The sequence below is a fragment of the Conexibacter sp. W3-3-2 genome, assembly GCF_009707605.1.
Classification (GTDB): domain Bacteria; phylum Actinomycetota; class Thermoleophilia; order Solirubrobacterales; family Solirubrobacteraceae; genus Paraconexibacter; species Paraconexibacter algicola.
In genome coordinates this window covers 2426333-2448925 of the sequence record NZ_WLYW01000001.1, presented here as the reverse complement: position 1 = coordinate 2448925, position 22593 = coordinate 2426333, and the positions used below count along the sequence as shown (strand labels likewise).

Genomic DNA, 22593 nt, shown 5'->3' with positions numbered 1-22593 from the left:
GTGCCCGAGCTGCCCGAGGTCGAGATCACCGCGCGCCGGCTCTCGGCGGCCCTGGAGGGCGCGACGGTCGCGTCGGCGCTCGCGCCGGGGCTCAACACGCTCAAGACGTTCGACCCGCCCCTGCACGCGCTCGAAGGCGCCACGATCACCGGGGTGCGACGGATCGGCAAGCACCTCGTCGTCGACCTCGACGCGCCCGCGGCGGGCGGCCCGGTCGCGCTGCTGCTGCACCTGATGTCGGCCGGCCGGCTGCAGCTGTTCGAGAAGCGCGCCTCGATGAAGGACCGCGCGAACCGCCTGCTGCTGCGCATCGCCGACGAGGACGGCCGGCCGCCCGACCGGGAGCTGCGGCTGAAGGAGTTCGGCACGAAGCAGGCGGCGTGGGCGAAGCTCCTGCGCGCCGACGAGCTCGCCGCCGATCCGGCGCTGGCGACGCTCGGCCCGGAGGCGTGGCCCGACCCGCCGGCCGACCTGCGCGACGTGCTCGGCCCCCAGAAGGCCCGGCCGTTGCAGGCGGTCCTGCGTGACCAGCGGGTGCTCGCCGGGATCGGCCGGTCGTGGGTGGACGAGATCCTCTGGGAGGCGCGGCTCTCGCCGTTCGCGCGCGCCGGCGGCCTCTCGGACGAGGACGCGGCCGCGTTGCGTGCCGCGATGGTCGACCGGCTCGGGGCCGCACTGGCGCACTACGAGGACGTCGTGCGACTGCCGATCCCGGACAAGCTGCCGCTGCCGCTGCTCGTGCACCGACACCACGGTGTGCCGTGCCCGCGCTGCGGCACGACGATCGAGGCGGTCCACTACGAGGAGCAGGTGCTCTGCTACTGCCCGCGGTGCCAGACCGACGGGAAGGTGCTGAAGGACCGGCGCCTGTCGCGGCTGTTGAAGTGAGCCGCGCGGTGACGGACCGCTCCGCGGCTGGTTGAATGACCGGCGGCGATGGTGCGGCACGACCACAGGGGACCGGCCGGTGGGCCGGATGCGGCCGGGCACGCGCGCATCGGCGCCCTGCTGCGGCTGCTCGTCGTGCCGATCGCGCTGCTGTCGAGCATCGCCGCCGACGGTCCCGCGACCCGCGACCCCGTGTTCCTCGGCGTGGCGGCCGCGTGCTTCGCGTACGCGCTCGTGCGCTGGGAGCTGGCCCGTCGCGGCGCGACGCTGGGCGCGCGATCCACCGCGGCGGACCTCGTCGTCCTGGTGGTGCTGATCGTCGCTGCGAACCCGCGCGTCGATCCGGCCGGGCGGGCCATGGCCCTGCTGGCGATCGGCGCCTGGGCGCTCACCAGCACGCCCCGGCACCTCGTCGTCTCGGGCCTCGGGATCGCCGCGACCGTCACGGTCCTGCAGCTGCTGCTGCGCGGGGGTGAGCCCAACCTCCGCACGCTCGCCGGGTCGGTCGTGGCCGTCGGGGTCGGGGCGCTCGTCGCCGCCGAGCTGCGCCGCCGCGACCGGCTCACCGCCGAGGTCGAGCAGCGCGCCGACGAGCTGCTCGTCGAGGTCGCCGACCTCGAGCGCCGGGAACGCGAGCGGATCGCCCAGCTGGTGCACGACGACGCGCTGCAGCGGCTGCTCGCCGCCCGGCAGGACCTCGACCAGAGCCTGTCCGGCGACGCCGAGGCGCTGGACCGCGCCCGCGAGGGTCTGCGGGCCGCCACCGCATCGCTGCGGGATCTCACCCGCGTCGTGCACGACGAGGCGCTCCAGGCCGCCGGCCTCGAGGCCGCCGTGCGCCGGCTCGTCGACGACACCGCGCGACGGGCCGACCTGGAGGCGACCGTCGGCGTCGACGCCGGGGCGGCCGGGGCGGCGAACCCGCTCGTCCTCGCGGTCGTCCGGGAGCTCGTCGGGAACGTCGAGCGCCACGCGGCCGCGACCTGCCTGGACGTGACGGTCGAGCGTCACGGCACTGCCGTGTCGATCGTCGTGCAGGACGACGGCCGTGGGCTGCGCCTCCAGGACCTCGGGACCGCGGAGGCCGCCGGGCACCTCGGCCACGCGGCGCTGCGCCGCCGGGTCGAGCAGCTGCACGGCTCGCTGACCGTCGACGCCCGGCCCGGTGCCGGGACCCGGGTGGAGGTCGTCCTCGCCGACGCGGACGTCCGCGCGCACCGCGCGCTCGAGCAGGCGCTGCGCCACGAGCGCGGGTGGAACGCCGCGCTCGTCGCCGGGTTCCCGGACGCGTTCGTCGTCGCCACCTCGGACCTGCGGCTGGTCGAGGTCAGCGACCGCTTCGTCGAGCTGACCGGGTTCACCCGCGCGGAGCTGCTGGCCGCGCCCGCGGGTGACCTGCCGTACTGGCCGCCCGAGCACCGCGCGGCGATCCGGCGCATCGCGACCGACCTGAGCGCCGACCTCGAGCACGAGACGCGCTACGACATCGCCACGAAGGACGGGCGTCGCGTCGACGTGCTCGCGACCGCATCGGTCGTCGTCGACCCGCGTGGCGGGCGGCGCCTGCACCTGGTGACGTTCAAGGACCTCTCCACGGGCACCGAGCTCCGGGACGAGCTCGCGGCGCTGCACCCGGCGAGGCTGCGGCCGCGCCTGCGGCAGCCGAGGCCGCACGTCCAGGGGGACCGCTCGAGGCTGGGGTAGGGTCGAGGCGTGGCGTCACCGCCCAGTTCCGCGCAGCCGAGTGGGCTCACCCACCGGATGCGGCTGCCGCGCCGTGACCGCGCGGCGGTCATCGCCGCCGCGCGACTGAGCACCGTCCCGCTGGCCTGCAGCGCGAGCTTCGCGCTCGACGACGGGGCGCTGCGCGACGGCGCCTTCCTCCTCGCCGCAGCGGTCTGTCAGACCTACGCCACGGGGGTCTGGCTGCTGGTGCGTCGCCGGGTCGCCCTGCCCTCCGCGGTCGTCTCGGCGCTCGACGTGGCGATGGTGCTCGGGCTGGCGGTCGCGGCGCACCCGAGCCGCAGCGTCGCCGCGCTCGTCCCGCTCATCCTGCTGTTCGTCGTCTGGTCGATGTTCCTGTCGCCGCGAGCGCTCGCGGCGCGCGGCGTCGGCATCGCGGGCGCGATCGTCCCCGTCGAGCTCGTGCATCACGGCGTCGCGGATGCCGCCCGCAACGGCTTCTTCATCGCGGTCGTCGTCGGCGTCTGCGCGGTCGTCGCCCGCCAGATGCGGGAGCGGCTCGACGGACTCGTCGCGCTCGAGCGCCACACCGCGACGCTGCAGGCCGACGCCGAGGACCTGCAGCGGCGCGAGCGCGTCCGCATCGCCCAGCTGCTTCACGACGACGCGCTGCAGCGGCTGCTGGCCGCCCGGCAGGACCTCGACGGTGCCGAGAGCGACCCGTCGGCGCTCGAGCACGTCCGCGACGGGCTCGCCGAGGCGACGCGCGCGTTGCGGAGCCTCACCCACGTCGTCCACGACGACGCCCTGGAGGCGGCGGGCCTCGAGTCGGGCATCGGCCGAATCGTCGACGAGGCGGTCCGCCGTTCCGGCCTGACCGCGCACGTGGCGGTCGACCCCGAGATCGATGGCCACGTCGCGACCGTCGTGCTGCCGATCCTGCGGGAGCTCGTCGCCAACGCCGAGCGGCACGCCGAGGCGAGCGAGCTCGCCGTCGAGCTGCGTCGCGAGGCGGGCGGCCTGCTGCTGCGCGTCGCCGACGACGGGCGGGGCTTCACGCGCGCGGAGCTCGTCGACGCCGAGCGGTCCGGGCACCTCGGGCACGCGGGCCTGCGGCGCCGGGTGGCGGACCTGCAGGGGGAGCTCGAGATCGACACGGCGCCGGGGGCGGGCTGCCGCGTCACGGTCCGCCTGCGGGACGCCGCGATCGAAGCGCGGCGCGAGCTCGAGTCCTCGCTGCGGCGGGAGCGCGAGTGGAACGCGGCGCTCGTCGCGGGGTTCCCCGACCCGTTCATCGTCCTCGGGGACGACGCGCGGATCATCGACGTGAGCGACCGGTTCGTCGCGCTCACCGGCTGGACCCGCGGCGAGCTGCTGAGCGCGTCACCCGGCCAGTTCCCGTACCTGCCGCCGGAGACGGCGATCGAGGACGCGGCACGAATCCGCGAGCGCGATCCGCACGACGACCACACCGCCGAGCACGAGCTCCACTGCCGCGGCGGTCGCCGCGTCGCGGTGATCGTGAGCGTCCGCTTCGTGCAGGACCCGCGCGGAGGACGCGGGCTGCGGCTCGTGACGTTCAAGGACATCACGCAGCGCCGCGAGACGGAGCGCCGGCTCGTGGCCGAGCGCGACCTGTCGGAGGCGATCCGCGACGCGATGCAGGAGCCGTTCCTGCAGACGCTCGACGGGGTCGTCGTCGCGGTCAACGAGGCGTTCTGCACGCTCACCGGCTACCGCCAGGACGAGCTGATCGGTGCGCGGCGGCCGTACTTCTTCATCCGCACCGCCACGCTGGACGAGGCGTTCGCCTACGCGGCCCGCCTCGACGCGGAGGGCACGGCGGTGACGGAGCTGCTGATCGTGCGCGCGGACGGCTCCGAGGTCCGGGTGCGGGTCCGCGGCGTCACGGTCCGCGACGTCGACGGCACGTCGCTCGGCCGGGTCCAGACCGCGCACCCGCTGGGCGCGATGCCACCGCTCGGACCGCGTCGGTCCGAGCTTCGAGCACCCTCGTAGGACCTAGCCCGCGGGGCAGGAGCGGGCCGCGGGGATGCGGTAGCTGGCGATCACCGGCTTGTGGTCGGAGGGGAAGGTGCCCGCGCCGTAGTCGTCCGGCTCGCCGCCGGGCACGCGCAGGCCGTCGTCCGGGACGTCGGCGTTCATCGGCGTGGCGTTGTCGTAGAGGAGGTAGTCGATGCGCTTGGCCGGGGTGCCGCCCGTCGCCCAGCCGTAGGTGTACTGGTTGCCGCCGCGGTGGACGGGGCGACCGTCGAAGCGCTGCAGCCACGTGTCCTTGAGGAACGTGGTCAGGACCCGGTGCGTGGAGCTGCCGGGCACGCGGTTCATGTCGCCCCCGACGAACGTCGCGCAGCTCGGTTTGCCGACGATGCGCCGCAGCTGCTTGGCCTGCTCGAGCGCGGCGTCGGCGCTGGTGACGGGGTAGCCGGGGTCGTTGGAGCAGCTCGCCCCGGCCTCCTTGCCGTCGAGGTGCGCGACACCGAGGTTGACGTTCGCGGCCCCGAGGTCGACGGTCGCGCCGACGACGCCGCGCAGGTAGCAGCCGTTGGGCGTGAGCCGGCTGCGGCTCACGCGCAGGAACCGCAGCCGCTTCGGGATCAGGATGGCGTTGCCGCGCAGGACGCTGCCGTGCCGCTCGGTGAGGTAGGTCTGGGCCTGCATGCCGAGCGCGGCGGCCAGGCTGTGCGCCTGGTTGCGCTGGTCGTTCGGACCGTCGACCTCGTTGAGGAAGACGACCTGCGGGTCGTAGAAGCGGATGAGCCGCACGATCCGGTCGCGGCTGTCCTCGACGCGCAGCTGGGCGATGTTGAAGGTCATGACGCGCACCGAGGTCGACGCGGAGGCGGGCGCGACGCTCCCGACGGTCGGCGCGGCCAGGCCGAGCGCGACGACGGCGAGCGCGCCGCGCCGCAGCATCCGCCCGGCCTGTCCGCTGCGGGTGGCGCGGGTGGGCGTGCGGCCGGGCGGCGTGAGCGGGCGGGCGGGAGCGGTCATGCCCCCGATCCTTCCCGCGACCCCCGGTTCCACACCACGCCTTCTCACGGCATCCTCACGCCCCGGGCGGCCGGGCGGCCGGGCGGCCGGGCGGCCGGGCGGGCGGGCGGTGGGCGGTGAACGGACATTTCCAGACCCTGGAGGGGCAGGAGATGGACAGTCCGGGCGACCGTCTGCCGCCCGACGCCCGCCGCATCGCTCCCGGCGCCCCGCACAGATGCCGCTCGAGCCTGTCCATCTTCTGCCCCCGGAGGGTCTGGAAATGTCCGTTCACACGCCGCGGGGCGGGGCGGGGCGGGCGGCCGGCCGGGCCTGTCCGGGCGCGCGGCGGGGTCGTCGACCTGCGCGACACGCCACCCGGAAGGTGCCCGACACGCTCCTCGGGGTGGTGGTGCCATCGCTCGGCGGCGTCCTCGACGCGGGCAGGCGTCTGGTCAGGGACCGAGATCGCGGTCCTCGTGCGCGGAGGGGAACCTCGGAGCACGGCGTCCCGACGATCCTGGACGCACCCCGGGACGTACCCTGGCGTGATGCTCGAAGCCGGAACCCCAGCCCCCGCGTTCACCCTCCCCGACCAGGACGGCAACGACGTCGCACTCGCCGACCACGCCGGGAAGACGGTGGTCCTCTACTTCTACCCCAAGGCCGACACGCCCGGCTGCACCACGCAGGCGTGCGGCGTGCGTGACGCGTCGTCCGCGTACGCGGACCGCGACGTGGTCGTGATCGGCCTGTCGCCCGACCCGGTCGCGAAGGTCAAGAAGTTCCACGACAAGCAGTCCCTGAACTTCACGCTGCTCGCCGACGAGGACCACGCGGTGTGCGAGCAGTTCGGCGTCTGGGTCGAGAAGTCGATGTACGGCAAGACCTACTGGGGCGCCCAGCGCGCGACGTTCATCATCGACGGCTCCGGCACGATCGCCGCGGTGCTGCCGAAGGTGCAGCCCAAGCAGCACGAGCAGCTCGTCTTCGCCGCGCTGGACGAGCTCGGCGTCGGCTGACGCGCCGCCGGCCGCGCGGACCGCGGTCGGGCCCGGCCCGGCCGTCCGGCTGGCGCCCCGCCGGTAGGGTCGCCGCATGGCCCGTTCCCGCAGCGCCGAGCGTCCCGTCGTGTCCGCGCGCGAGGCCGGCGCGGCCGAGCACGCCGCGGTCGCCGGCGTGCTCGCCGATGCGTTCCACGTCGACCGGGCGTTCCGCTTCATCGTGCCGGACGCCGCCCGTCGCACCCGGGCCCTGGCGGCGTTCTTCGCCCGGATCACACCGCAGGACGCCGACGCCGGTCCGGTCGACGTCGCGGCCGGGGAGGACGGCGTGGTGCGCGGCGCCGCGCTCTGGCAGGCGCCCGGCTTCCGCACGCCCGCCGTGCGTCCGCTCGCGGAGACCGTCGCGATGCTGCGGATTTTTGGGGTGGGGACGTGGCGGGCGGCGGTCGTCGACCACGCCGTCACCGGGCACATCCCGCCCGATCACCGCTTCTGGTGGCTGCACTACCTCGGCGTCGGGTCGGCGCACCAGGGCCTGGGGGTCGGCAGCCGCCTGCTGGAGCAGGGCGTCGCCCGCGCGGACGCGGACCGGATGCCGTGCTGGCTCGAGGCGTCGGATCCGGACAACGTCCGCCTCTACGAGCGGTTCGGCTTCCGCACCGCCTGCGAGTACGACACGCCGTTCGGCGGTCCGCACTTCTGGGGCATGTGGCGGCCGGTCGGCGGTTGACGGGCGTCCTCACCGCTCCGGGAGCGGGGACCGCTCCGGCGGGGTCGCCGGGTCGGCCCGGCTCTCGGCGTCGAGCACGGGCCGCTCGAACCGCGTCGCGAGATCGGTCACGCGCCCGCGGTCGTCGAGCGGCACGCCCTCGACCTGCAGCGCGCCGCGCAGCGCCGCTGCGCGGCGGCCGCCGCCGACGGAGCCGTCCTCGCGGACGACCCGGTGGACCGGGACGGCCGGGTCGTCCTCGCGGGAGAGGATGTACGCGACGTACCGGGCCGGCACGTCGAGCTCGTCCCCGATCGCCTGGTGCGTGGTGAGCCGACCCACCTGGAGCCGGCGGACGATGTCGAGGACCTGCGCCCGGATGCGCGCGTCGTTCGCGGAGCCCGCCACGGTGCGAGGACGACCGGACCGTGCCGACCGCTCACGAGCAGTCCGGCCTCGACGGCACCACCACCGCGATACGCGACGGGTGACGCGGTTGCGCGCAGCGCGTGGCTGCGCTACGGTCGGGGCGTCATGGACTCCATGTTCCTGTAGACGGGCCGCGCGCCCGATCGCTCGCGCCGACCAGGCGCTCGCAGCGTGCAGCACGTCGCTCCGCCATCGCGCCCGCGACGTCTACTACCGGCACCGTCCGTGACCAGTCCGTGCCCGGGCGTGTCGCCGCATCCGGACCCCGTCGCGGGGTCGACCCCGTTTCCGAGAGGAGCGCTCGTGCGAGAGCGAGACCCATTCCCCACCGGCCGGCGCGCCCCGCGCCGGCTCCAGCAGCCGCCGACCCACCGCGTCGTGCGGCAGGTGCCCCGCAAGCTGCCGCCCCAGCGGGGCGGCGGTCGCCCCGGCCGCTGAGGCTCAGCGCACGCCGGTCATCCGGCGCAGCCGCCCCGTCGCCGCCAGGCCCTCCAGGAGCCTGGCCGCGCCGGGGGCGAAGTGCCGTCCCGCCTCGCGGCGGACCTCGGCCAGCGCCCCGGAGGGATCGCGCGACCGCTGGTACCAGCGGTCGCTGCGCATCGCGTCCCACGCGTCGGCGAGCGCCAGCAGCGCCGCCCCGTCCGGGATCGCGTCGCCCGCCAGGCCGTCCGGGTAGCCGGTGCCGTCCCAGCGCTCGTGGTGCCCGCGGATCCAGCGCAGCTGCTCCTCGTCCAGGACCGAGGAGGCGATCCGCGCGCCGATCATCGCGTGCGTCTGCACGTGGGCGCGCTCGTCGCTGTCGAGCTGCGCGGTCTTCAGCAGGACCTCCTCGCGCAGCGCGACCTTGCCGACGTCGTGCACGAGCGCGGCGTCGCGCAGGCGCTGCGCCCGGTCCGGTGACCAGCCCGCCTCGAGCGCCAGTGCGTGCGCGAGCGCCGCGACGCGCTCGGCGTGCCCCACGGTCGACGGGTGCCGGTCGTCCACGAGCGTGCCGAGCGCCCGCAGGCTCGCGAGTGCCCGCGCGCGGTCCGACGCGCCGTCGCGCTCGCGCTGCGGCTGCAGCTCGGCGGCGACCTCGGGCGTGTAGCGGAAGGTCATGTTGCGGCCGTGGTCCTTGGCCCAGTAGAGGGCGACGTCCGCGAGCCGGTAGAGCTCGGTGGCCGACCCGGCGGTGCTGAGCGCGCAGACCCCCGCCGACACCGTGAGCGTGCCGACCTCGGCGAACGGTCGTGCCGCGATCGCCTGCCGCAGCCGCTCGGCCGCGGCGAACGCGCCGACGCCGTCGGCGTCCGGGAGGATCAGCGCGAACTCCTCGCCGCCGACCCGGGCGACGTGCTCGCCGACGCGGGCGATCGCCGTGATCCGCGCGGCCGCCTCGGCGAGGACGCGATCACCGGCCGGGTGCCCGTGGCGGTCGTTGATCGCCTTGAAGTGGTCGAGGTCCAGGACGACGACGCTCAGCGGGCGCTCGTGGCGCAGCGCGCGCCCGACCTCGTCCTCGAGCCGCTGGTGGAACGCCCGGTGGTTGAGCAGCCCGGTCTGCGCGTCGATCGCGGCGATCGCGCCGAGCCGGCCCTCGGTCTCCTCGCGCTGCGCCCGGTGGGCCTGCGCCTCCCGCTCGGCGTGGCGGGCCGCCCGGTGGGCGCGCAGCGCGACGAGGGCACCCGCCGCCGCGAGTCCCCAGCCGGCGAGCGCGACGACGAGCAGGAGCATCTACGCGCGTGGTCGGCCAGCGCCGGCGCTGCTTGAGTCGATCTGGCGCAACGGCGCTCGCGGGGGTCGATCGGCCACCATGTGCGTCGTGACCGCCACGCCGCCCGACGCCGTCGTCTTCGACAACGACGGCCTGCTCCTGGACACCGAGGTCGCGTGGACGCGCGCCGAGGTGACGCTCTTCGCCCGCCGCGACCGCACGTTCACCGACGAGCACAAGCGGTACATCATCGGCAGCTCGCGCGCGGTCGCCGCCCGCAAGCTCGAGGAGATGCTCGACCGGCCGGGGGAGGGGATCGCGCTCATGGACGAGCTGCACGACCTCGTCATGGAGGAGCTGCTCGGCGGCTGCCCGCCGCGCCCCGGGGCGCTCGAGCTGCTCGACGCGCTCGAGGCGGCCGGCCGCCCGTTCGCGCTGGCGTCCAACAGCTCGCGGCCCTTCTGCGAGCGCGCGCTCACCGTCGGCGGCGTCCGTGACCGCTTCGCGATCGTCCTGACCGCCGACGACGTCGAGCACCCCAAGCCCGCACCGGACCTGTACCTCGCCGCCGCCGCGGCGCTCGGCGTGCCCGCGGAGCGCTGCGCGGGCCTGGAGGACTCGCCCCCCGGGGTCGCCGCCGCCCACGCCGCGGGCATGTTCGTGATCGGCGTGCCCTACCTGCCCGGGACCGAGCTGCCGCACGCGGACCTGCTCGCCGGCTCGCTCGCCGACGACGCGGTCCACGCCGCGCTCGGCCTGCGCTGAGCCGGCCCCGGCCCCGCGAGCCGGGTCAGCGCAGCCCGGCTTCCACGCGCACGTGCGCGGCGGCGTCCCGCGCGAGCGCGCGCGCCGCGTCCGCGTCCGGGCCGGTCGCGAGCGCGACGCCCAGCCGGCGGCCCGGGCGCGACTCCGGCTTGCCGAACAGGCGCAGGTCGATCCGGTCGTCGGTCGCGAGCGCGGCGGCGACCCCGGCGAAGACCGGGGCCTCGACCGTGTCGGACCCGAGCACGACCGCGCTCGCCCCCGGGGCGCGCAGCGGCACCCGGCCGGCGGGCACGGGAAGGCCGAGGATCGCGCGGGCGTGCAGCGCGAACTCGCTGAGCGCCTGCGTCGCCATCGTCACCATGCCGGTGTCGTGCGGGCGCGGGGAGACCTCGCTGAACAGCACGTCGTCGCCGACGACGAACAGCTCCACGCCGAACAGGCCGTGCCCGCCGAGCGCCTCGGTGACCGCGCGGGCGACCTCCTCGGCGCGCGCGGCGGCCGCGTCGCTCATCGGCTGCGGCTGCCACGACTCGCGGTAGTCCCCGTCCTCCTGCACGTGCCCGATCGGGGCGCAGAACGAGGTGCCGCCCGCGTGGCGGACCGTCAGCAGCGTGATCTCGTAGTCGAACTCGACGAAGCCCTCGACGATCACGCGGGCGATGCTCGTGCGCGACCCCTCCTGGGCGTAGTCCCAGGCGGCGCGGCCGCCGTCGGCGCTGCGCACGACCGACTGGCCCTTGCCGGACGAGGACATGACGGGCTTCACCACGCAGGGCACGCCGAGCGCGGCGACGGCGGCGTCGACCTCCTCGGCGCTCTCGCAGAACCGGTAGGGCGACGTCGGCAGCCCGAGCTCCTCCGCGGCGAGCCGGCGGATGCCCTCCCGGTCCATCGTCAGCCGGGCGGCGCGCGCGGTCGGCGTCACGAGCAGGCCGTCGGCCTCGAGCTCGACGAGCACCTCGGTGGCGATCGCCTCGATCTCGGGGACGACGTGCAGCGCCGCGCACGGGCGACCGCGCTCCTCCTCGAGGACGGCGCGGAGCGCCGCCGGGTCGGTCATGTCGACGACGTGGAAGCGGTGCGCGACCTGCATCGCGGGCGCCCCCGCGTAGCGATCGACCGCCACGACCTCGGCGCCGAGCCGCATCGCCTCGAGCGCGACCTCCCGGCCGAGCTCGCCGCTGCCGAGGAGCACCAGGCGCGTCGCGCCTGCGGTGCCCGGGGTGCCGATCGTCTCCTGGATGCCCATGGGCGCGCGATGATCGCACGGCGCCGCCGTCCTCGCCCGCGACCCCGAGCCCCGGCGCGGCCATCGCGTACCCTCGTGGCCCGTGCCGATCGCGAGCATCAGCGAGGACGTCTCGAAGTTCGTCGACGCCGTCGAGGAGTTCGTCGGGAACCTCGCGGACGTGCAGTTCCAGTGGCTTGCGTTCGGCCTCGCCGCGTTCGGCATCTACCTGAGCTTCCGCGCCCGCGCGTTCTTCCACGTGCTGCGGGCCGCGTACCCGGCGGAGCGGATCGAGTTCCGCCGCATCTGGGGCGCGTACGTCGCCGCGTACGGCTTCAACAACGTCGTGCCGGCCCGCGGCGGCGACGTGATGAAGCTGTTCCTCACGAAGACGTCGGTGCCCCGCTCGTCCTACCCGGCGGTCGGCGCCGCGTTCTTCGTCGAGGGCGTCTTCGACCTGACGATGGGGATCTTCATCCTCACCTTCGCGTTCTCGCAGGGCGTCTTCCCCAAGCCCCCGGACTTCGCGGCGCTCGGCGCGTTCGACCTGAGCTTCTTCGCCAGCCATCCGCGGTTCACGCTGTTCTTCCTCACCGCGCTCGGGGTGCTCTCGCTCGTGCTCTTCGCGGTGCTGTCGCGGCGCGTGCAGGCGTTCTGGGCGCGCGTGCAGCAGGGCCTGACGATCCTCTACGACCGGCCGCGCTACCTGCGGGAGGTCTTCGCCTTCCAGTTCTACGGCTGGTGCTTCCGCTTCACGGCGTTCTGGTGCCTGCTCGAGGCATTCAACATCGGCGGCTCGGTGAAGAACGTGCTGCTCGTGCTCGGCGTCAACGCGGTCGCGGCGATCGTGCCGTTCACGCCCGGCGGTGCGGGCGTGCAGCAGGCGTTCCTCGTGAAGGTGTTCGGCGCGGGCGCGGCGGCCTACTCGGTCGGCCAGCAGATCGCGATCGCCGCGTTCAGCATCGGACTCGGCTTCCTCGCGATCGTCACGATCTTCCGATTCCGCTCGTTCCGCGAGGTCATCGACGCGGGCAAGGCCGCGCGGGCGCGGGAGGACGCCGAGGTCGGGTTCGCGCCGGAGGGGGAGACGGTCGCCGCGACCGCGCGTGCGCGCGCGGCGGCTCCGCCCGGCGAGTCCTGGCTGGACGAGGAGGCCGCGACCGCACGGGACCGCGCCGAGCGGCGGGCTCGGCGGGCGTCGCGCCGCGCGAAGCGCTGAGCGCTACTGCAGGCCCTGGCGCGCCTCGCGGACCAACGTGACCGCCTCCGGGAAGACCACCGCCATCACCTGCCGGATCTGCTGGGCCTGGGCCTCAGCGTCACCCTGCAGGTTGATCCGGTTGACGGCCGCGACCGTCATGTCCACCGCGAGCTTGATCGCGTTGTCCGCCCAGGCCAGGCGCTGCTGGCCCTGCATCTGATTCGCGAACTCCGCCATCCGCTTCTGGAGCTCTTCTGGATCGCCGAAAAGACCACCGAAACCGTCCATGACCAGATCGTCGCACATGCGCCTCCTCGCCCTCGCGGGTCTCCTCGCGCTCTCCCTGCTGCTCGCCGCGTGCGGGGACGACCCCGGGAGCGCCGGGGCCGGTCCCCGGCCGGACCCGCCCGCCGAGCGACGTGCGACGACCGTCGTCGCCGCCCTCGGGGACTCGATCACCGCGGGGACGCCGCTGTGGGATCCCGACCCGTCGGTGCGCGCCCAGATCGGGCCGGCGCTCGACGAGCGCTCCCAGTGGGCGTACTGGTACGAGCGCGACCACCCCGGGACCGAGGTGCGCAACTGCGGGATCAACGGGCAGCGCACCGACGAGATCGCGCAGCGCCTCGACGGGTGCGCGCGCGGGGCCAACGTGCTCGTCGTGCAGGGCGGGATCAACGACATCGCCCAGGGCCGCCCGGTCGCCGATGCCGCCGACGACCTCGACACGATGGTGCGGCGCGGGAAGGCCGCGGGCCTGCGGGTGGCGATGGTGGAGCTGCTGCCGTGGAACAACGGCTACCCCGCCGCGGCGCCGCTGATCGACGACCTGAACCGGCGCATCCGCGCGATCGGCCGGCGGGAGGGCGTCCCGGTCGCCCCCTGGTACACGGCGCTGGAGGACCCGGCGGCGCCCGGTCGGATGCGCACGGACCTGACGATCGAGGGGGACCACCCGTCGGTCGCCGGCTACCGCCGCCTCGCCGCCCGCGTCAGGATCCCCTGATGGCCCACGACGAGGACCTCGCCCTGCGGCTGCGCGCCGCGCTCGCCGACCGCGACGCCGTGACCGAGAAGCGGATGTTCGGCGGCCTCGCGTTCCTCGTGCACGGGCACATGGCGGTCTGCGCGTCCGGCACCGGCGGCCTGCTGGTGCGCGTCGACCCGGCGACCTCGGCCGCGCTGGTCGAGCAGCAGGGGGTCGAGCGCATGGTGATGGGCGGCCGCGAGATGGACGGCTGGCTGCGCGTCGCCACGGCGCAGCTGGAGGACGACGCCGCGCTGCGCTCCTGGGTGGACCGGGGGCTGGCGGTCGTGGCCGGTCTTCCGCCGAAGGGCGCCTGACGCGCCGCGCAGCGGCCGGTCAGATGCGCGCGAGCACCGCGACCGTGCCGCCGCGCCGGGCGAGCCCGGCCGCGGCCTCCACGCCCGCGGCGACCGGGAGCAGCGGCAGCGCCGCGACGGTCGGGAGCGCGTCGGCGGCCCGCAGCGGGGCGACGCGCTTGAGCGCGTAGTAGAGCCAGGAGGGTGTCGGCGTCACGCGCGACACCGCGGACTGCCAGAGCCCGAACGGGTTGTGCTCCAGCAGCAGGTGCTGCTCGTGCTCGACCGTGAAGCCCTCGCGGCGCAGCAGCGCGCGCAGCCCGGTCGTCGTGAAGTGCGTGCGGTGGCGGGGCAGGTCGAGGTGCCACCAGCGGTCGCCGCCGATCCGCGCCTGCCAGCTCGCGAGGTTCGGGACGCCGAGCAGCAGCACGCCGCCGGGGCGCAGCCAGGACCGCAGGGTCCGCAGCGTGGCGGCCGGGTCGTCGACGTGCTCGAGCACGTGCCACAGCGAGACCGCGTCGACGCTCGCGGCGGGCACGGGCGCGTCCTCGATCGCGGCGCGGACGAGCGCGACGCCGTAGCGCGAGGCGGCCATGTCGACGCCGCGCGCGGTCGGCTCGACGCCGGTGGCGTCGTAGCCCGCGGCCCGGGCGGCGGCGACGAAGCGGCCCCGTCCGGCGCCCGCGTCCACGACGCGGGCCGGGGCGGGACAGGCGCGCGCCAGGAGCCGCAGGCGCTGCCGGTCGAAGCGCGCCAGCAGCGGTGCGGCGAGCGCCGCGCCGCGCGGTGCGACCGGGGCGTAGGCGCCGGACTCGTGGAAGTCCTCCTGCGCGGGCGGGGCGGCGAGCGTCACGCCGGTGCCGCAGGCCGCGCAGCGCCCGACCGGCAGCGGCGCGACGCCCGGCTCGCCGGACGGGACGTCCCGCCACGGGGCGACGCGCGCCCCGCAGGCCGGGCAGACCGTCACGCCACCTCGTAGCTGATGCCGTGCTCGCCGAGCGCGTCGAGGAACGGGCGGGCGTCGAACGCCTCCGCCGGGGCCAGGGCGCCGGCCCGGTCGTAGGCCGGGTCGGACAGGAGCTGCGCGGCGTGCGAGGTCGTGACCGCGGTGATCCCGTAGACGTCGGTGCCGCGCAGGACGCCGCGCCGGGCGGCGGAGCCGTTGGCGGGGACCGCGTCGGCGACGAGCGTGTAGGCGGCGGCCCGGCGCGCGTCCTCGGGCGGGCCGGCGGGCAGCCGGTCGATCGCCTTGTCGAGCACCCCGCGCAGCGGCGTGCGCAGCAGCGCCGCGATGCCCGGGGTCAGGGCGGGGACGGCCTTCGCGGCGCGCGGGTGCGGCGCGAAGGTCGCCGCGGTGATGCGCGAGACGATCTCCTGCGTGTGGACGTGACGGGGGACGGTCACGACCTCGCCCGACGGGTAGCGGGCGACCGGCACGCGGCCGAGGCCGGGAATGTCGGCGGTCTCGCCCAGCGGCTGGCGCAGCGGCGCCTTGGCGAGCCGCCCGCCGCGGTACTCCCACTCCTCGCCGCCCATCATCAGCAGCGCGCTGTGCATCGTGCCGCGCGTCGCGCCGAAGCCCTGGACCGCGTAGGTGATCCGCAGCTCCCGCAGCGGCCCGAGGCCCTCGGCGGTGACGGCGCAGAGCAGGTCGCCGGGCAGGTAGTCGAAGCCGAGGCCGCTGACGACGGCGACCCCGGCCCGCGCCGCGTCCACGCCGTAGCGCTCGAGCGCGAGCTTGATGAACGGCTGCTCGCCAGTCGTGTCGACGTAGTGGGTGCCGGAGGCGATGGCCGCGCGCAGCACCGGCTCGCCGACCTGGAGGAACGGGCCGGCGCACGCGATCACGGCGGCGCAGTCCTCGAAGACGCGGGCGAGCGCGGCCTCGTCGTCGGCCGGGGCGGGGCGCACGGCGCTCGACGGCAGCCCGTTGTCGGCGGCCACGCGGGCCAGCGAGTCGGCGGACCGGCCGCTCACGACGACCTCGAGTCCGCGGCGCCGCAGCTCCGCGACGACGAGCTTGCCGGTGTAGCCGGTCGCGCCGTAGACGGCGACGGGGGCGGAGGACTGCTGCTCGGGCATCGCGTGACCGTACCGGCGAGCGGCATGGTTCGCGCTCCCGACGGGTAGCCTCGGCCCCATGAAGCGTCTCGTCGCCGCACTGGCCACCGCATCCCTGCTCGCCCCCGGGGCCCTCCTCGCCGCCGGCTGCGGCGACGACGACGGTGGCGACGGCGGCGGGGGCGGCACCAACGGCGGCGTCGTCAGCGTCGCGCAGGCCGCGCAGCGCACGGCGCAGAAGAGCAGCGCGAAGCTGGCGCTGAGCGTCCGCATCAGCGGCGCCGGGCTGCCCAAGCCGATCGCGCTGAAGGCGTCCGGCGTCACCGCGCTGGACCGTCCCGCCGGCCGGATGACGATCGACCTCGCGCCGCTGGCGCAGAGCCTCGGCGCTCCGCTCTCCGGGACCGTCGAGGTGCTCTACGACGGCGGTGTCGTCAACGTGAAGCTGCCCAAGGGCGCCGGCATCCCGGCCCTCCCGGGCGGGGCCGAGTGGCTGAAGCTCGACATCGGCGCGCTCGCGAAGTCGGCCGGGGTCGACACGACCGGCCTCGACAAGCTCTACTCCGTCGACCCGGCCAGCCAGCTGAAGCTCCTGGAGTCGATCGGGACGCTGAAGAAGGTCGGCGAGGTCCAGGTCGACGGACAGCCGACCACCCACTTCCGCGGCACCTACTCGCCCCAGCAGGCGATCGACGCCCTCCCGGCCGAGCAGAAGGACCGCATCAACAAGCTGCTCGGCGACCTGGAGAAGCTCGCGGGCGGCTCGGAGGCCCTCGGGCTCGACACGCAGATCCCCGCGGACCTGTACGTCGGCGAGGACGGCGTCGCGCGGAAGATCACGAGCACCGTGAAGCTCCCCGCCCAGAACGGCATGCCCGGCGGCACCGTCGAGCAGGAGTACGTCCTGTCGGATTTCGGGACGAAGCTCGACCTGACCGCGCCGGCGGCCGGCGACACCTACGACGCGGCCCAGCTGCTGGGCAACCTGTTCAAGCAGGGCCTCTCCGGCGCGGGCGGGCTGCCGGGCACGCAGAACGGCTGAGCTGGCCGTACAATTCCTCGCCGTGGCGCGAGTGAAGAGCCCTGCCGAGACGGACGTCCCGGTCGAGGAGATCCTGGCTCGCGAGAGCGAGTGGCGCACCCGCGCCGGCATCGCCAGCATCCTCGCCGGGGTCCTGACGCTCGGCGGCGGCATCGCCGCCGGGCTCGTCTACCAGGACCTCCCGAGCGTCCTGCTGCTCGACGCGCTCCGGGACGCCGCCGGCCAGGACATCGGGCGGGAGGGCCTGCGCACCGCGCAGATCCAGTTCTACGACGACAAGATGGTCACGCTGCTGCTGCTCAGCGGCGTGCTCGCGCTCGGCGCCCTGCTCACCGCCGTGCCGCTGTCGTACCTGGCGCGCGCCACGAGCGCGCGGCGCAAGGAGTTCCCGCGCTCGGTGATCTACGCGGTGATCGCCGGTCCCGCGCTCGTCGCGATCAGCGGCCTGATGCTCCAGGTCGTCGTCGCCGTCCGCGCCCGCGACTTCGTCAGCTCCGGGGACTTCTCGACCCGGACCGCCCATGACGTCCTGCAGGCCTCCGACCTGCTGATCGTCTCCCAGATCCTGCGGCAGGTCGGCGTCCTGGCGATCGGCTTCGCGTTCGTGCTCGTCGCGCTGAACGCGATGCGCGCCGGGCTGCTCACGCGCTTCATGGGCACGCTGGGGATCATCGTCGGCGTCCTCTTCGTGATCCCGATCGGCGGCCAGCTGCCGGTCGTGCAGGCGTTCTGGCTCGTCGCGCTCGGCTTCCTGTTCATGCAGCTCTGGACCGCCGGTGGCGTGCCGCCCGCGTGGCAGTCCGGCCGCGCCGAGCCGTGGCCGACCCAGCAGGAGCTGCGCGAGGCGCGCGAGCGCGCGAAGGCGGGCGCCGCGTCCGAGCCGGAGCCGGAGCGGCGCAAGGCGACCCCACCGCCCCCGTCGGCCGACGACACGCCCGCGCCGAGCAAGCCGCACGTCTCCTCGAACAAGAAGAAGCGCAAGCGCCGCTGATGGGCCGCCCGACCGGCGACACCCTCGTGCGGTCCGGCATGGCCGAGCTCGCGGCCGGGGCGCTGAGCGGCTGGGTGTACACGCTGGCCCGCCAGCAGCCCGAGCTCGCGCGGCGCCTGGGCATCCGCAACACCGCTCGGGTGCGCCAGTGGCACCTCGACCTCGCGATGCTCGGCACCGCCACGGTCGTCTGCGGCCTCGCCGTCCCCGAGCCGCCGCGCTACGCGGCGCGCGCCCTGCAGGTGGGGGCGTGGACGAACGCGATGGCGTTCCTGCCGCTGGCGTTCCGCCCCGACGTCGACGAGCACCCCGCCTACGTGGCGGGGGCGGCCGCGTCGTTCGTGGCCACGAGCGTCGGCTTCACCGGCCTGGCGATCGCCGCCGGGCGCCGCGGGCGCGACCGCGACTAGCGGGCGGGCAGTCCGAGCCCCTCGGGGGCGTGCAGCGCGCGCAGCTGCCCCTCCACGTCGCGCGGCAGGCGCGCCGGGGTGCGCAGCGACACGAGCACCATCGTCGCGAACGCCACGGGCACGCTGAGCACCGCGGGCTGCGCGAGCACGGCGTCCCCCGCGGTGACGGCCTCGCCGCCGCCGAGCACCCCGACGACGATCGCGGCCGTCGCGGTCGCCGCCCCGGCGAGCATGCCGGCGGCCGCCCCGGTCGACGTCAGCCGCGTCCACCAGATCCCGAGCAGGAACAGCGGGCAGAACGTGCTCGCCGCGAGCGCGAAGGCCCAGCCGACGAGCAGCGAGATGTCGACGCCGCGCGCGACGAGCGCGAGCACGACCGGCACGAGCATGCCGCCGAGCGCGGCGCCGCGGAACCGGCGGGTGCGCACGTCGGCGCCGCGCCCGCCGCGCGCGCGGCGCAGGTCGTGGCTGATCGTCCCGGCGATCGACACGAGCAGCCCCGACGCGGTCGACAGGAACGCGGCGAACGCGCCGGCCGCGACGAGCGCGGCGAGGATCTCGCCGCCCAGCCCGGGCATCGCGGCCTCGGGCAGGCGCAGCACGACCTCGTCGGTGGCGCCGGTCACGTACAGCTGCGGCGTCAGGACGCGCCCGAGGAGCCCGTAGACGACCGGGAAGACGTAGAACAGCCCGAGCAGCCCGAGCACCCGGACGGTCGTGCGGCGCGCGGCCGGCCCGTCCGGGTTCGTGTAGAAGCGGACGAGGATGTGCGGCAGGCCCATGGTCCCGAGGAACGTGGCCAGCAGCAGCGAGCCGACGAACAGCGGGGACGCCCGGCCCTCGTCGCTGATCGGGCGGATCCAGTCCTCGCCGCGCTGCGCCTCGATCCCCTCGGCGACCGGCACGACCGTCCCGGCGGGCAGCCGCAGCGCCCCGGCGGGCAGCGTGCGCTCCTCGCCCGCCGCGGCGGACGCCCGCACCCCGTCGATCGTGTAGGTCGCGGCGGCGGGGAACGTGACGTCGGTCGGCGCGTCGAGGGACACCACGAGCCCGGCGGCCGGGGCGCGCGGCAGCTCCTGCCCGAACAGCGCGCTGCGCTGCGGCAGACCGCCGAGGTGGATCAGCAGCAGGCACGCGGGCACGAGGATCGCGAACGTCTTCACCCAGTACTGGTACGCCTGCACGTAGGTGATCCCGCGCATCCCGCCCAGCGCGACGACGAGCGCCACGACGACCCCCGCGCCCACGACCCCGACCCAGTACGGGGCCCCGGTCACGACTCCCAGCGCGATCCCGGCGCCCTTCAGCTGCGGCACGAGGTAGAAGCCGCCGATCACGAGCACGATCCCGGCGGCGAGCAGCCGCATCCGCGGCGCGTCGAGCCGCGCCTCCGCGAAGTCCGGGATCGTGTACGAGCCGTAGCGGCGCAGCGGGGCCGCCACGAACAGCAGCAGGGCGACGTACCCGGCGGTGAACCCGACCGGCAGCCACAGGGCGCTGGCACCGAGCTTCATCTGCAGTCCGGCGATGCCCAGGAACGACGCGGCCGACAGGTACTCGCCGCTGATCGCCGCCGCGTTCCACCACGGGCTGATCGCGCGCGACGCGACGAAGAAGTCGCTCGTGGTGCGCGCGAACCGCACGCCCCACGCGCCCAGGCCGACCGCCCCGAGCGTCACCACCGACACCGCGAGGATCGACAGCATCGTCAGGGACGGTCGTCGTGGACGAGGTCGCGGAACGCCTCGTCCAGCGCGTCCGCGCGCCGTGCGTACAGCCAGCCGACGCCGAGCAGCACGAGGAACACCGGGGGGGCCGAGGAGGACGATCGCCCAGGGCACGCCGAGCACGGCCGCGGAGCTGAGCGACGGCACGACGTACAGGGCGATCGGCAGCGCGCCGAGCAGCCCGCCGAAGGCGACGAGCGACACGAGCGACAGCGTCAGCTGCGCGCGCACGAGCCGCCGCAGGTAGATGCCGCCGACCGGGGTCTGGTCGACGAGCTCGTCGCGCGGGGACCGGACGGGACGGCGGTCCGGCGTGCTCATCGCACCTGGAGCCGCCGCCGCAGGTCCCCGACCTGGCGGCGGGAGATCGGCACCTCGCTGCCGTCCGCCAGGCGCAGCACCGCGGTCCCGTTCAGCTGCGGCTGCAGCTCGACCGCACGGCGGAGGTTGACGAGGTAGGCCCGGTGGACGCGCGCGAAGCCGTGCGGCGTCCAGCGCCGCTCGATGTCGTGCAGCCGCGCGCGCAGCAGGAAGCGGCCGTCGTCGCTGACGATCCGCACGTAGTCGCCGTGCGCCTGCAGGTAGAGGATCGAGCTGCGCTGCAGCAGCCGCGTGCCGCCACCGCGGACGTTGTCGACCGGGACGACGTCGCCGCCGTCGTCCCACGGCACCTCGTCGGGGTCGCCGGGGCGCTCCCCGCCCGCCGGAGGCGCGGACGCCTCGGCCACGTGCGCCTGGACGCGCGCGACCGCCTCGTCGATCCGCGCCCGGCTCGCCGGCTTCATCAGGTAGTCGAGGGCGTGCAGCGCGAACGCGTCCACCGCCGCCGACTCGTACGCGGTGACGAACACCAGCGCCGGCGGGTGGGCGAAGCGACCGGCGACCCGGGCGAGCTCGACCCCGTCCAGGCCCGGCATCCGCACGTCGAGGAAGACGGCGTCGAAGCGGCGCTGCGCGAGCTCCAGCAGCGCGTCCTTGGCGCCCGCGGCGGTGACGACCTCCCCGACCCGGTCGGAGGCGCGCAGCATCCGCGCGAGGTCCTCGAGCGCCGGGCGCTCGTCGTCGACGGCGAGCACCGTGAGCGGCGCGGCGGTCACGACGCCCGCACCCCCGCCCGGAACTTCGGCACGGTCATGACGACCCCGGTGCCCTCCCCGGGCGCGGTGTCGATCCGCAGCCCGTAGTCCTCCCCGAACGCGGCCCGCATCCGCCCGTCGACGTTCGACACCCCGATGCCGCCGTCCTCCCGACCGCCGACGAGCACCTCGCGCGCCCGGTCGGCCGACATCCCGGGACCGTCGTCGTGGACGCGCAGCTCGACGTCCGGGCCGAGGTCGCGGCCGAGGATCTCCAGGTGCCCGCGGCCCCCGTGCGCCTCGACGCCGTGGCGGACCGCGTTCTCCACCAGCGGCTGCACGCTCAGCACCGGCACGACGGCGGGCAGCACCTCCGGGGCGACCTCGATGCGGATCGTCAGCCGCTCCCCGAAGCGGGCCTGCTCGAGCCGCAGGTACTTCTCGACGTAGCGGAGCTCGTCGGCGAGCGTCACGTACGGCCGGCGGCCGCGGAACGCGTAGCGGGTGAACTCCGCGAAGTCGGTCAGCAGCTCGCGGGCCTCGTCGGGGTCGGCGTGGATCTGCGCGGCGATCGCGGCGAGCGCGTTGTAGACGAAGTGCGGGCTGATCTGCGCACGCAGGGCCCGCAGCTCCGCCTCCGCCAGGCGGGCGCCCTGCGCATCGAGCTCGGCCTGCGCGAGCTGCGCGCCGACGAGCATCGCCGCGTCCTGCACCACCTGGGTGTCCTCCGGCACCAACCGCCGGTCGCGCGGGTAGAGCGCCACCAGCGTTCCCGCGTTGCGCTGACCGGCGTGCAGCGGCGCGGTCACGGCGACACCGTGCGGGCAGCCCGGGGCGGCGCAGTGCCAGTGCGGCTCGACGTGCACGCGGTCGGCGTGAGCGGCCACGAACAGCGGGGCGGCAGCGTCCCCGGCGCGGTGGTGCTCGGACCCGGGCCCCTCGAACGCGAGCACGACGTGCCCGTCGGTCAGCGCCAGCGCGGGGGACCCGACGAGCGCCCGCAGGTACGGGGCGGCGGTGGTGGCGCTGTCGGCGTCCAGCCCGCGGCGCAGGTGCGGCAGCGTCGAGGTGACGGTGTGCAGGGCGGCGCGCGTGGCGGTCGCCTCGGGGGAGAGGACGCGCCGCGGGGCGGCGAGCAGGCGGGACCACGCCGCGATCGAGGCGGCGAGCGCGAGACCCAGGAGCACGCCGAGCAGGACGTCCATGACCGGGGGCGAGCCTAGCCCCGCGCCCGGAGCGCGTCGAACGGTGACCGCTCGTCGTGCCCCAGCCACCGCTCGTCGCGCGATCGCGCCGGTCGGCGGACCCGACGCTGGCAGACGAGCGGGGTCCCGGGGACGGTCGGCTCCGGGTCCATTCCGAGGAGAGG

Annotated in this window: 22 protein-coding genes; 12 read left to right on the top strand and 10 right to left on the bottom strand. The window is 75.6% G+C overall.

The annotated features are described in order from the left end of the window. From GKE82_RS11880 to GKE82_RS11870, 3 genes are read left to right on the top strand one after another with little or no spacing between them, the layout of a single operon-like run. On the top strand, positions 1 to 888 hold the full coding sequence (locus tag GKE82_RS11880) for a DNA-formamidopyrimidine glycosylase family protein (protein ID WP_309233561.1): 888 nt from the start codon (positions 1 to 3) through the stop codon (positions 886 to 888). A gap of 48 nt (positions 889 to 936) precedes the next feature. Beyond that, positions 937 to 2592 carry an ATP-binding protein gene (locus tag GKE82_RS11875; RefSeq protein ID WP_154733430.1) on the top strand — a complete coding sequence of 552 codons (1656 nt, stop codon included), beginning with the start codon at positions 937 to 939 and terminating at the stop codon, positions 2590 to 2592. A gap of 9 nt (positions 2593 to 2601) precedes the next feature. Further along, positions 2602 to 4590: a PAS domain S-box protein gene (locus GKE82_RS11870; RefSeq protein WP_154733429.1), complete on the top strand. Its 1989-nt coding sequence runs from the start codon at positions 2602 to 2604 to the stop codon at positions 4588 to 4590. 3 nt (positions 4591 to 4593) lie between these two features. On the opposite strand, the gene GKE82_RS11865 is transcribed toward GKE82_RS11870, so the two are convergent. Next, positions 4594 to 5586: an endonuclease/exonuclease/phosphatase family protein gene (locus GKE82_RS11865; RefSeq protein ID WP_154733428.1), complete on the bottom strand. Its 993-nt coding sequence runs from the start codon at positions 5584 to 5586 to the stop codon at positions 4594 to 4596. A gap of 530 nt (positions 5587 to 6116) precedes the next feature. Here GKE82_RS11865 and bcp point away from each other — a divergent pair. Next, complete coding sequence (gene bcp / locus GKE82_RS11860) at positions 6117 to 6587, top strand: thioredoxin-dependent thiol peroxidase (RefSeq protein ID WP_154733427.1); 471 nt, start codon at positions 6117 to 6119, stop codon at positions 6585 to 6587. 76 nt (positions 6588 to 6663) lie between these two features. After that, a complete protein-coding gene (locus GKE82_RS11855; RefSeq protein WP_154733426.1) occupies positions 6664 to 7299 on the top strand; it encodes a GNAT family N-acetyltransferase in 636 nt (211 codons plus the stop codon). A gap of 9 nt (positions 7300 to 7308) precedes the next feature. On the opposite strand, the gene GKE82_RS11850 is transcribed toward GKE82_RS11855, so the two are convergent. Continuing rightward, positions 7309 to 7686 carry an MGMT family protein gene (locus tag GKE82_RS11850; RefSeq protein WP_196189187.1) on the bottom strand — a complete coding sequence of 126 codons (378 nt, stop codon included), beginning with the start codon at positions 7684 to 7686 and terminating at the stop codon, positions 7309 to 7311. Positions 7687 to 8148: 462 nt separating this feature from the next. Further along, entirely contained in the window at positions 8149 to 9420 is a 1272-nt protein-coding gene (locus GKE82_RS11845; RefSeq protein ID WP_154733424.1) for a diguanylate cyclase, read from the bottom strand. Positions 9421 to 9508: 88 nt separating this feature from the next. Between GKE82_RS11845 and GKE82_RS11840 the strand changes: the two genes are divergently transcribed. Further along, the gene (locus GKE82_RS11840; RefSeq protein ID WP_158276595.1) at positions 9509 to 10165 is read left to right on the top strand and encodes an HAD family phosphatase; all 657 of its coding nucleotides are present in this window, start codon (positions 9509 to 9511) and stop codon (positions 10163 to 10165) included. 25 nt (positions 10166 to 10190) lie between these two features. Here the strand turns inward: GKE82_RS11840 and purT are convergent, their stop codons facing one another. Beyond that, positions 10191 to 11414: a formate-dependent phosphoribosylglycinamide formyltransferase gene (gene purT, locus GKE82_RS11835; RefSeq protein WP_154733423.1), complete on the bottom strand. Its 1224-nt coding sequence runs from the start codon at positions 11412 to 11414 to the stop codon at positions 10191 to 10193. 82 nt (positions 11415 to 11496) lie between these two features. Here purT and GKE82_RS11830 point away from each other — a divergent pair, with 82 nt between their 5' ends. Beyond that, the gene (locus GKE82_RS11830) at positions 11497 to 12612 is read left to right on the top strand and encodes a lysylphosphatidylglycerol synthase transmembrane domain-containing protein (RefSeq protein WP_309233560.1); all 1116 of its coding nucleotides are present in this window, start codon (positions 11497 to 11499) and stop codon (positions 12610 to 12612) included. Positions 12613 to 12615: 3 nt separating this feature from the next. Here the strand turns inward: GKE82_RS11830 and GKE82_RS11825 are convergent, their stop codons facing one another. Further along, positions 12616 to 12900, bottom strand: a complete 285-nt coding sequence (locus tag GKE82_RS11825; RefSeq protein ID WP_230316153.1) for a hypothetical protein — start codon at positions 12898 to 12900, stop codon at positions 12616 to 12618. Between GKE82_RS11825 and GKE82_RS11820 the strand changes: the two genes are divergently transcribed. Together GKE82_RS11820 and GKE82_RS11815 are read left to right on the top strand one after the other, a co-directional pair. Next, entirely contained in the window at positions 12899 to 13600 is a 702-nt protein-coding gene (locus tag GKE82_RS11820) for an SGNH/GDSL hydrolase family protein (protein WP_196189186.1), read from the top strand. The two genes, GKE82_RS11825 and GKE82_RS11820, sit on opposite strands and share 2 nt — an antisense overlap. After that, positions 13600 to 13938 (top strand): TfoX/Sxy family protein, encoded by a 339-nt coding sequence (locus tag GKE82_RS11815; protein WP_154733421.1) that lies wholly within the window; start codon positions 13600 to 13602, stop codon positions 13936 to 13938. The genes GKE82_RS11820 and GKE82_RS11815 overlap by 1 nt, the downstream gene beginning before the upstream one ends. 19 nt (positions 13939 to 13957) lie before the next feature. On the opposite strand, the gene GKE82_RS11810 is transcribed toward GKE82_RS11815, so the two are convergent. Together GKE82_RS11810 and GKE82_RS11805 are read right to left on the bottom strand one after the other, a co-directional pair. Beyond that, positions 13958 to 14884 (bottom strand): bifunctional 2-polyprenyl-6-hydroxyphenol methylase/3-demethylubiquinol 3-O-methyltransferase UbiG, encoded by a 927-nt coding sequence (locus GKE82_RS11810; protein ID WP_154733420.1) that lies wholly within the window; start codon positions 14882 to 14884, stop codon positions 13958 to 13960. Then, positions 14881 to 15999, bottom strand: coding sequence for a trans-acting enoyl reductase family protein (locus tag GKE82_RS11805; protein WP_196189185.1), 1119 nt, complete (start codon positions 15997 to 15999; stop codon positions 14881 to 14883). The genes GKE82_RS11810 and GKE82_RS11805 overlap by 4 nt, the downstream gene beginning before the upstream one ends. Positions 16000 to 16057: 58 nt before the next feature. Here GKE82_RS11805 and GKE82_RS11800 point away from each other — a divergent pair, with 58 nt between their 5' ends. Genes GKE82_RS11800 through GKE82_RS11790 form a run of 3 tightly spaced genes read left to right on the top strand, consistent with a single transcriptional unit; the run spans position 16058 to position 18421 of the window. Further along, positions 16058 to 17020 carry a hypothetical protein gene (locus tag GKE82_RS11800; RefSeq protein ID WP_154733418.1) on the top strand — a complete coding sequence of 321 codons (963 nt, stop codon included), beginning with the start codon at positions 16058 to 16060 and terminating at the stop codon, positions 17018 to 17020. A gap of 22 nt (positions 17021 to 17042) precedes the next feature. Continuing rightward, positions 17043 to 18011 (top strand): hypothetical protein, encoded by a 969-nt coding sequence (locus GKE82_RS11795; RefSeq protein ID WP_154733417.1) that lies wholly within the window; start codon positions 17043 to 17045, stop codon positions 18009 to 18011. Continuing rightward, on the top strand, positions 18011 to 18421 hold the full coding sequence (locus tag GKE82_RS11790) for a hypothetical protein (protein ID WP_154733416.1): 411 nt from the start codon (positions 18011 to 18013) through the stop codon (positions 18419 to 18421). The genes GKE82_RS11795 and GKE82_RS11790 overlap by 1 nt, the downstream gene beginning before the upstream one ends. Here the strand turns inward: GKE82_RS11790 and GKE82_RS11785 are convergent. The 3 genes from GKE82_RS11785 to GKE82_RS11775 are packed head-to-tail and all read right to left on the bottom strand — an operon-like array spanning position 18418 to position 22429. Beyond that, on the bottom strand, positions 18418 to 20469 hold the full coding sequence (locus GKE82_RS11785; protein ID WP_230316152.1) for a cation acetate symporter: 2052 nt from the start codon (positions 20467 to 20469) through the stop codon (positions 18418 to 18420). The two genes, GKE82_RS11790 and GKE82_RS11785, sit on opposite strands and share 4 nt — an antisense overlap. Beyond that, positions 20466 to 21245, bottom strand: coding sequence for a LytTR family DNA-binding domain-containing protein (locus GKE82_RS30745; protein ID WP_309233559.1), 780 nt, complete (start codon positions 21243 to 21245; stop codon positions 20466 to 20468). Before GKE82_RS30745 ends, GKE82_RS11785 begins: the two co-directional genes overlap by 4 nt. Further along, positions 21242 to 22429 (bottom strand): sensor histidine kinase, encoded by a 1188-nt coding sequence (locus GKE82_RS11775; RefSeq protein ID WP_154733415.1) that lies wholly within the window; start codon positions 22427 to 22429, stop codon positions 21242 to 21244. The genes GKE82_RS30745 and GKE82_RS11775 overlap by 4 nt, the downstream gene beginning before the upstream one ends. Between the last annotated feature and the right edge of the window lie 164 nt (positions 22430 to 22593).

Bases quoted from the DNA above. Each gene is read 5' to 3' on its own strand.
- GKE82_RS11875 (WP_154733430.1), top strand. From the start codon at position 937: ATGGTGCGGCACGACCACAGGGGACCGGCCGGTGGGCCGGATGCGGCC.
- GKE82_RS11800 (WP_154733418.1), top strand. From the start codon at position 16,058: ATGAAGCGTCTCGTCGCCGCACTGGCCACCGCATCCCTGCTCGCCCCC.
- purT (WP_154733423.1), bottom strand. From the start codon at position 11,414: ATGGGCATCCAGGAGACGATCGGCACCCCGGGCACCGCAGGCGCGACG.
- GKE82_RS11805 (WP_196189185.1), bottom strand. From the start codon at position 15,999: ATGCCCGAGCAGCAGTCCTCCGCCCCCGTCGCCGTCTACGGCGCGACC.
- GKE82_RS11825 (WP_230316153.1), bottom strand. From the start codon at position 12,900: ATGTGCGACGATCTGGTCATGGACGGTTTCGGTGGTCTTTTCGGCGAT.
- GKE82_RS11820 (WP_196189186.1), top strand. From the start codon at position 12,899: ATGCGCCTCCTCGCCCTCGCGGGTCTCCTCGCGCTCTCCCTGCTGCTC.
- GKE82_RS11865 (WP_154733428.1), bottom strand. From the start codon at position 5,586: ATGACCGCTCCCGCCCGCCCGCTCACGCCGCCCGGCCGCACGCCCACC.
- GKE82_RS11790 (WP_154733416.1), top strand. From the start codon at position 18,011: ATGGGCCGCCCGACCGGCGACACCCTCGTGCGGTCCGGCATGGCCGAG.
- bcp (WP_154733427.1), top strand. From the start codon at position 6,117: ATGCTCGAAGCCGGAACCCCAGCCCCCGCGTTCACCCTCCCCGACCAG.
- GKE82_RS11815 (WP_154733421.1), top strand. From the start codon at position 13,600: ATGGCCCACGACGAGGACCTCGCCCTGCGGCTGCGCGCCGCGCTCGCC.
- GKE82_RS11845 (WP_154733424.1), bottom strand. From the start codon at position 9,420: ATGCTCCTGCTCGTCGTCGCGCTCGCCGGCTGGGGACTCGCGGCGGCG.
- GKE82_RS11785 (WP_230316152.1), bottom strand. From the start codon at position 20,469: ATGAGCACGCCGGACCGCCGTCCCGTCCGGTCCCCGCGCGACGAGCTC.
- GKE82_RS11855 (WP_154733426.1), top strand. From the start codon at position 6,664: ATGGCCCGTTCCCGCAGCGCCGAGCGTCCCGTCGTGTCCGCGCGCGAG.
- GKE82_RS11775 (WP_154733415.1), bottom strand. From the start codon at position 22,429: ATGGACGTCCTGCTCGGCGTGCTCCTGGGTCTCGCGCTCGCCGCCTCG.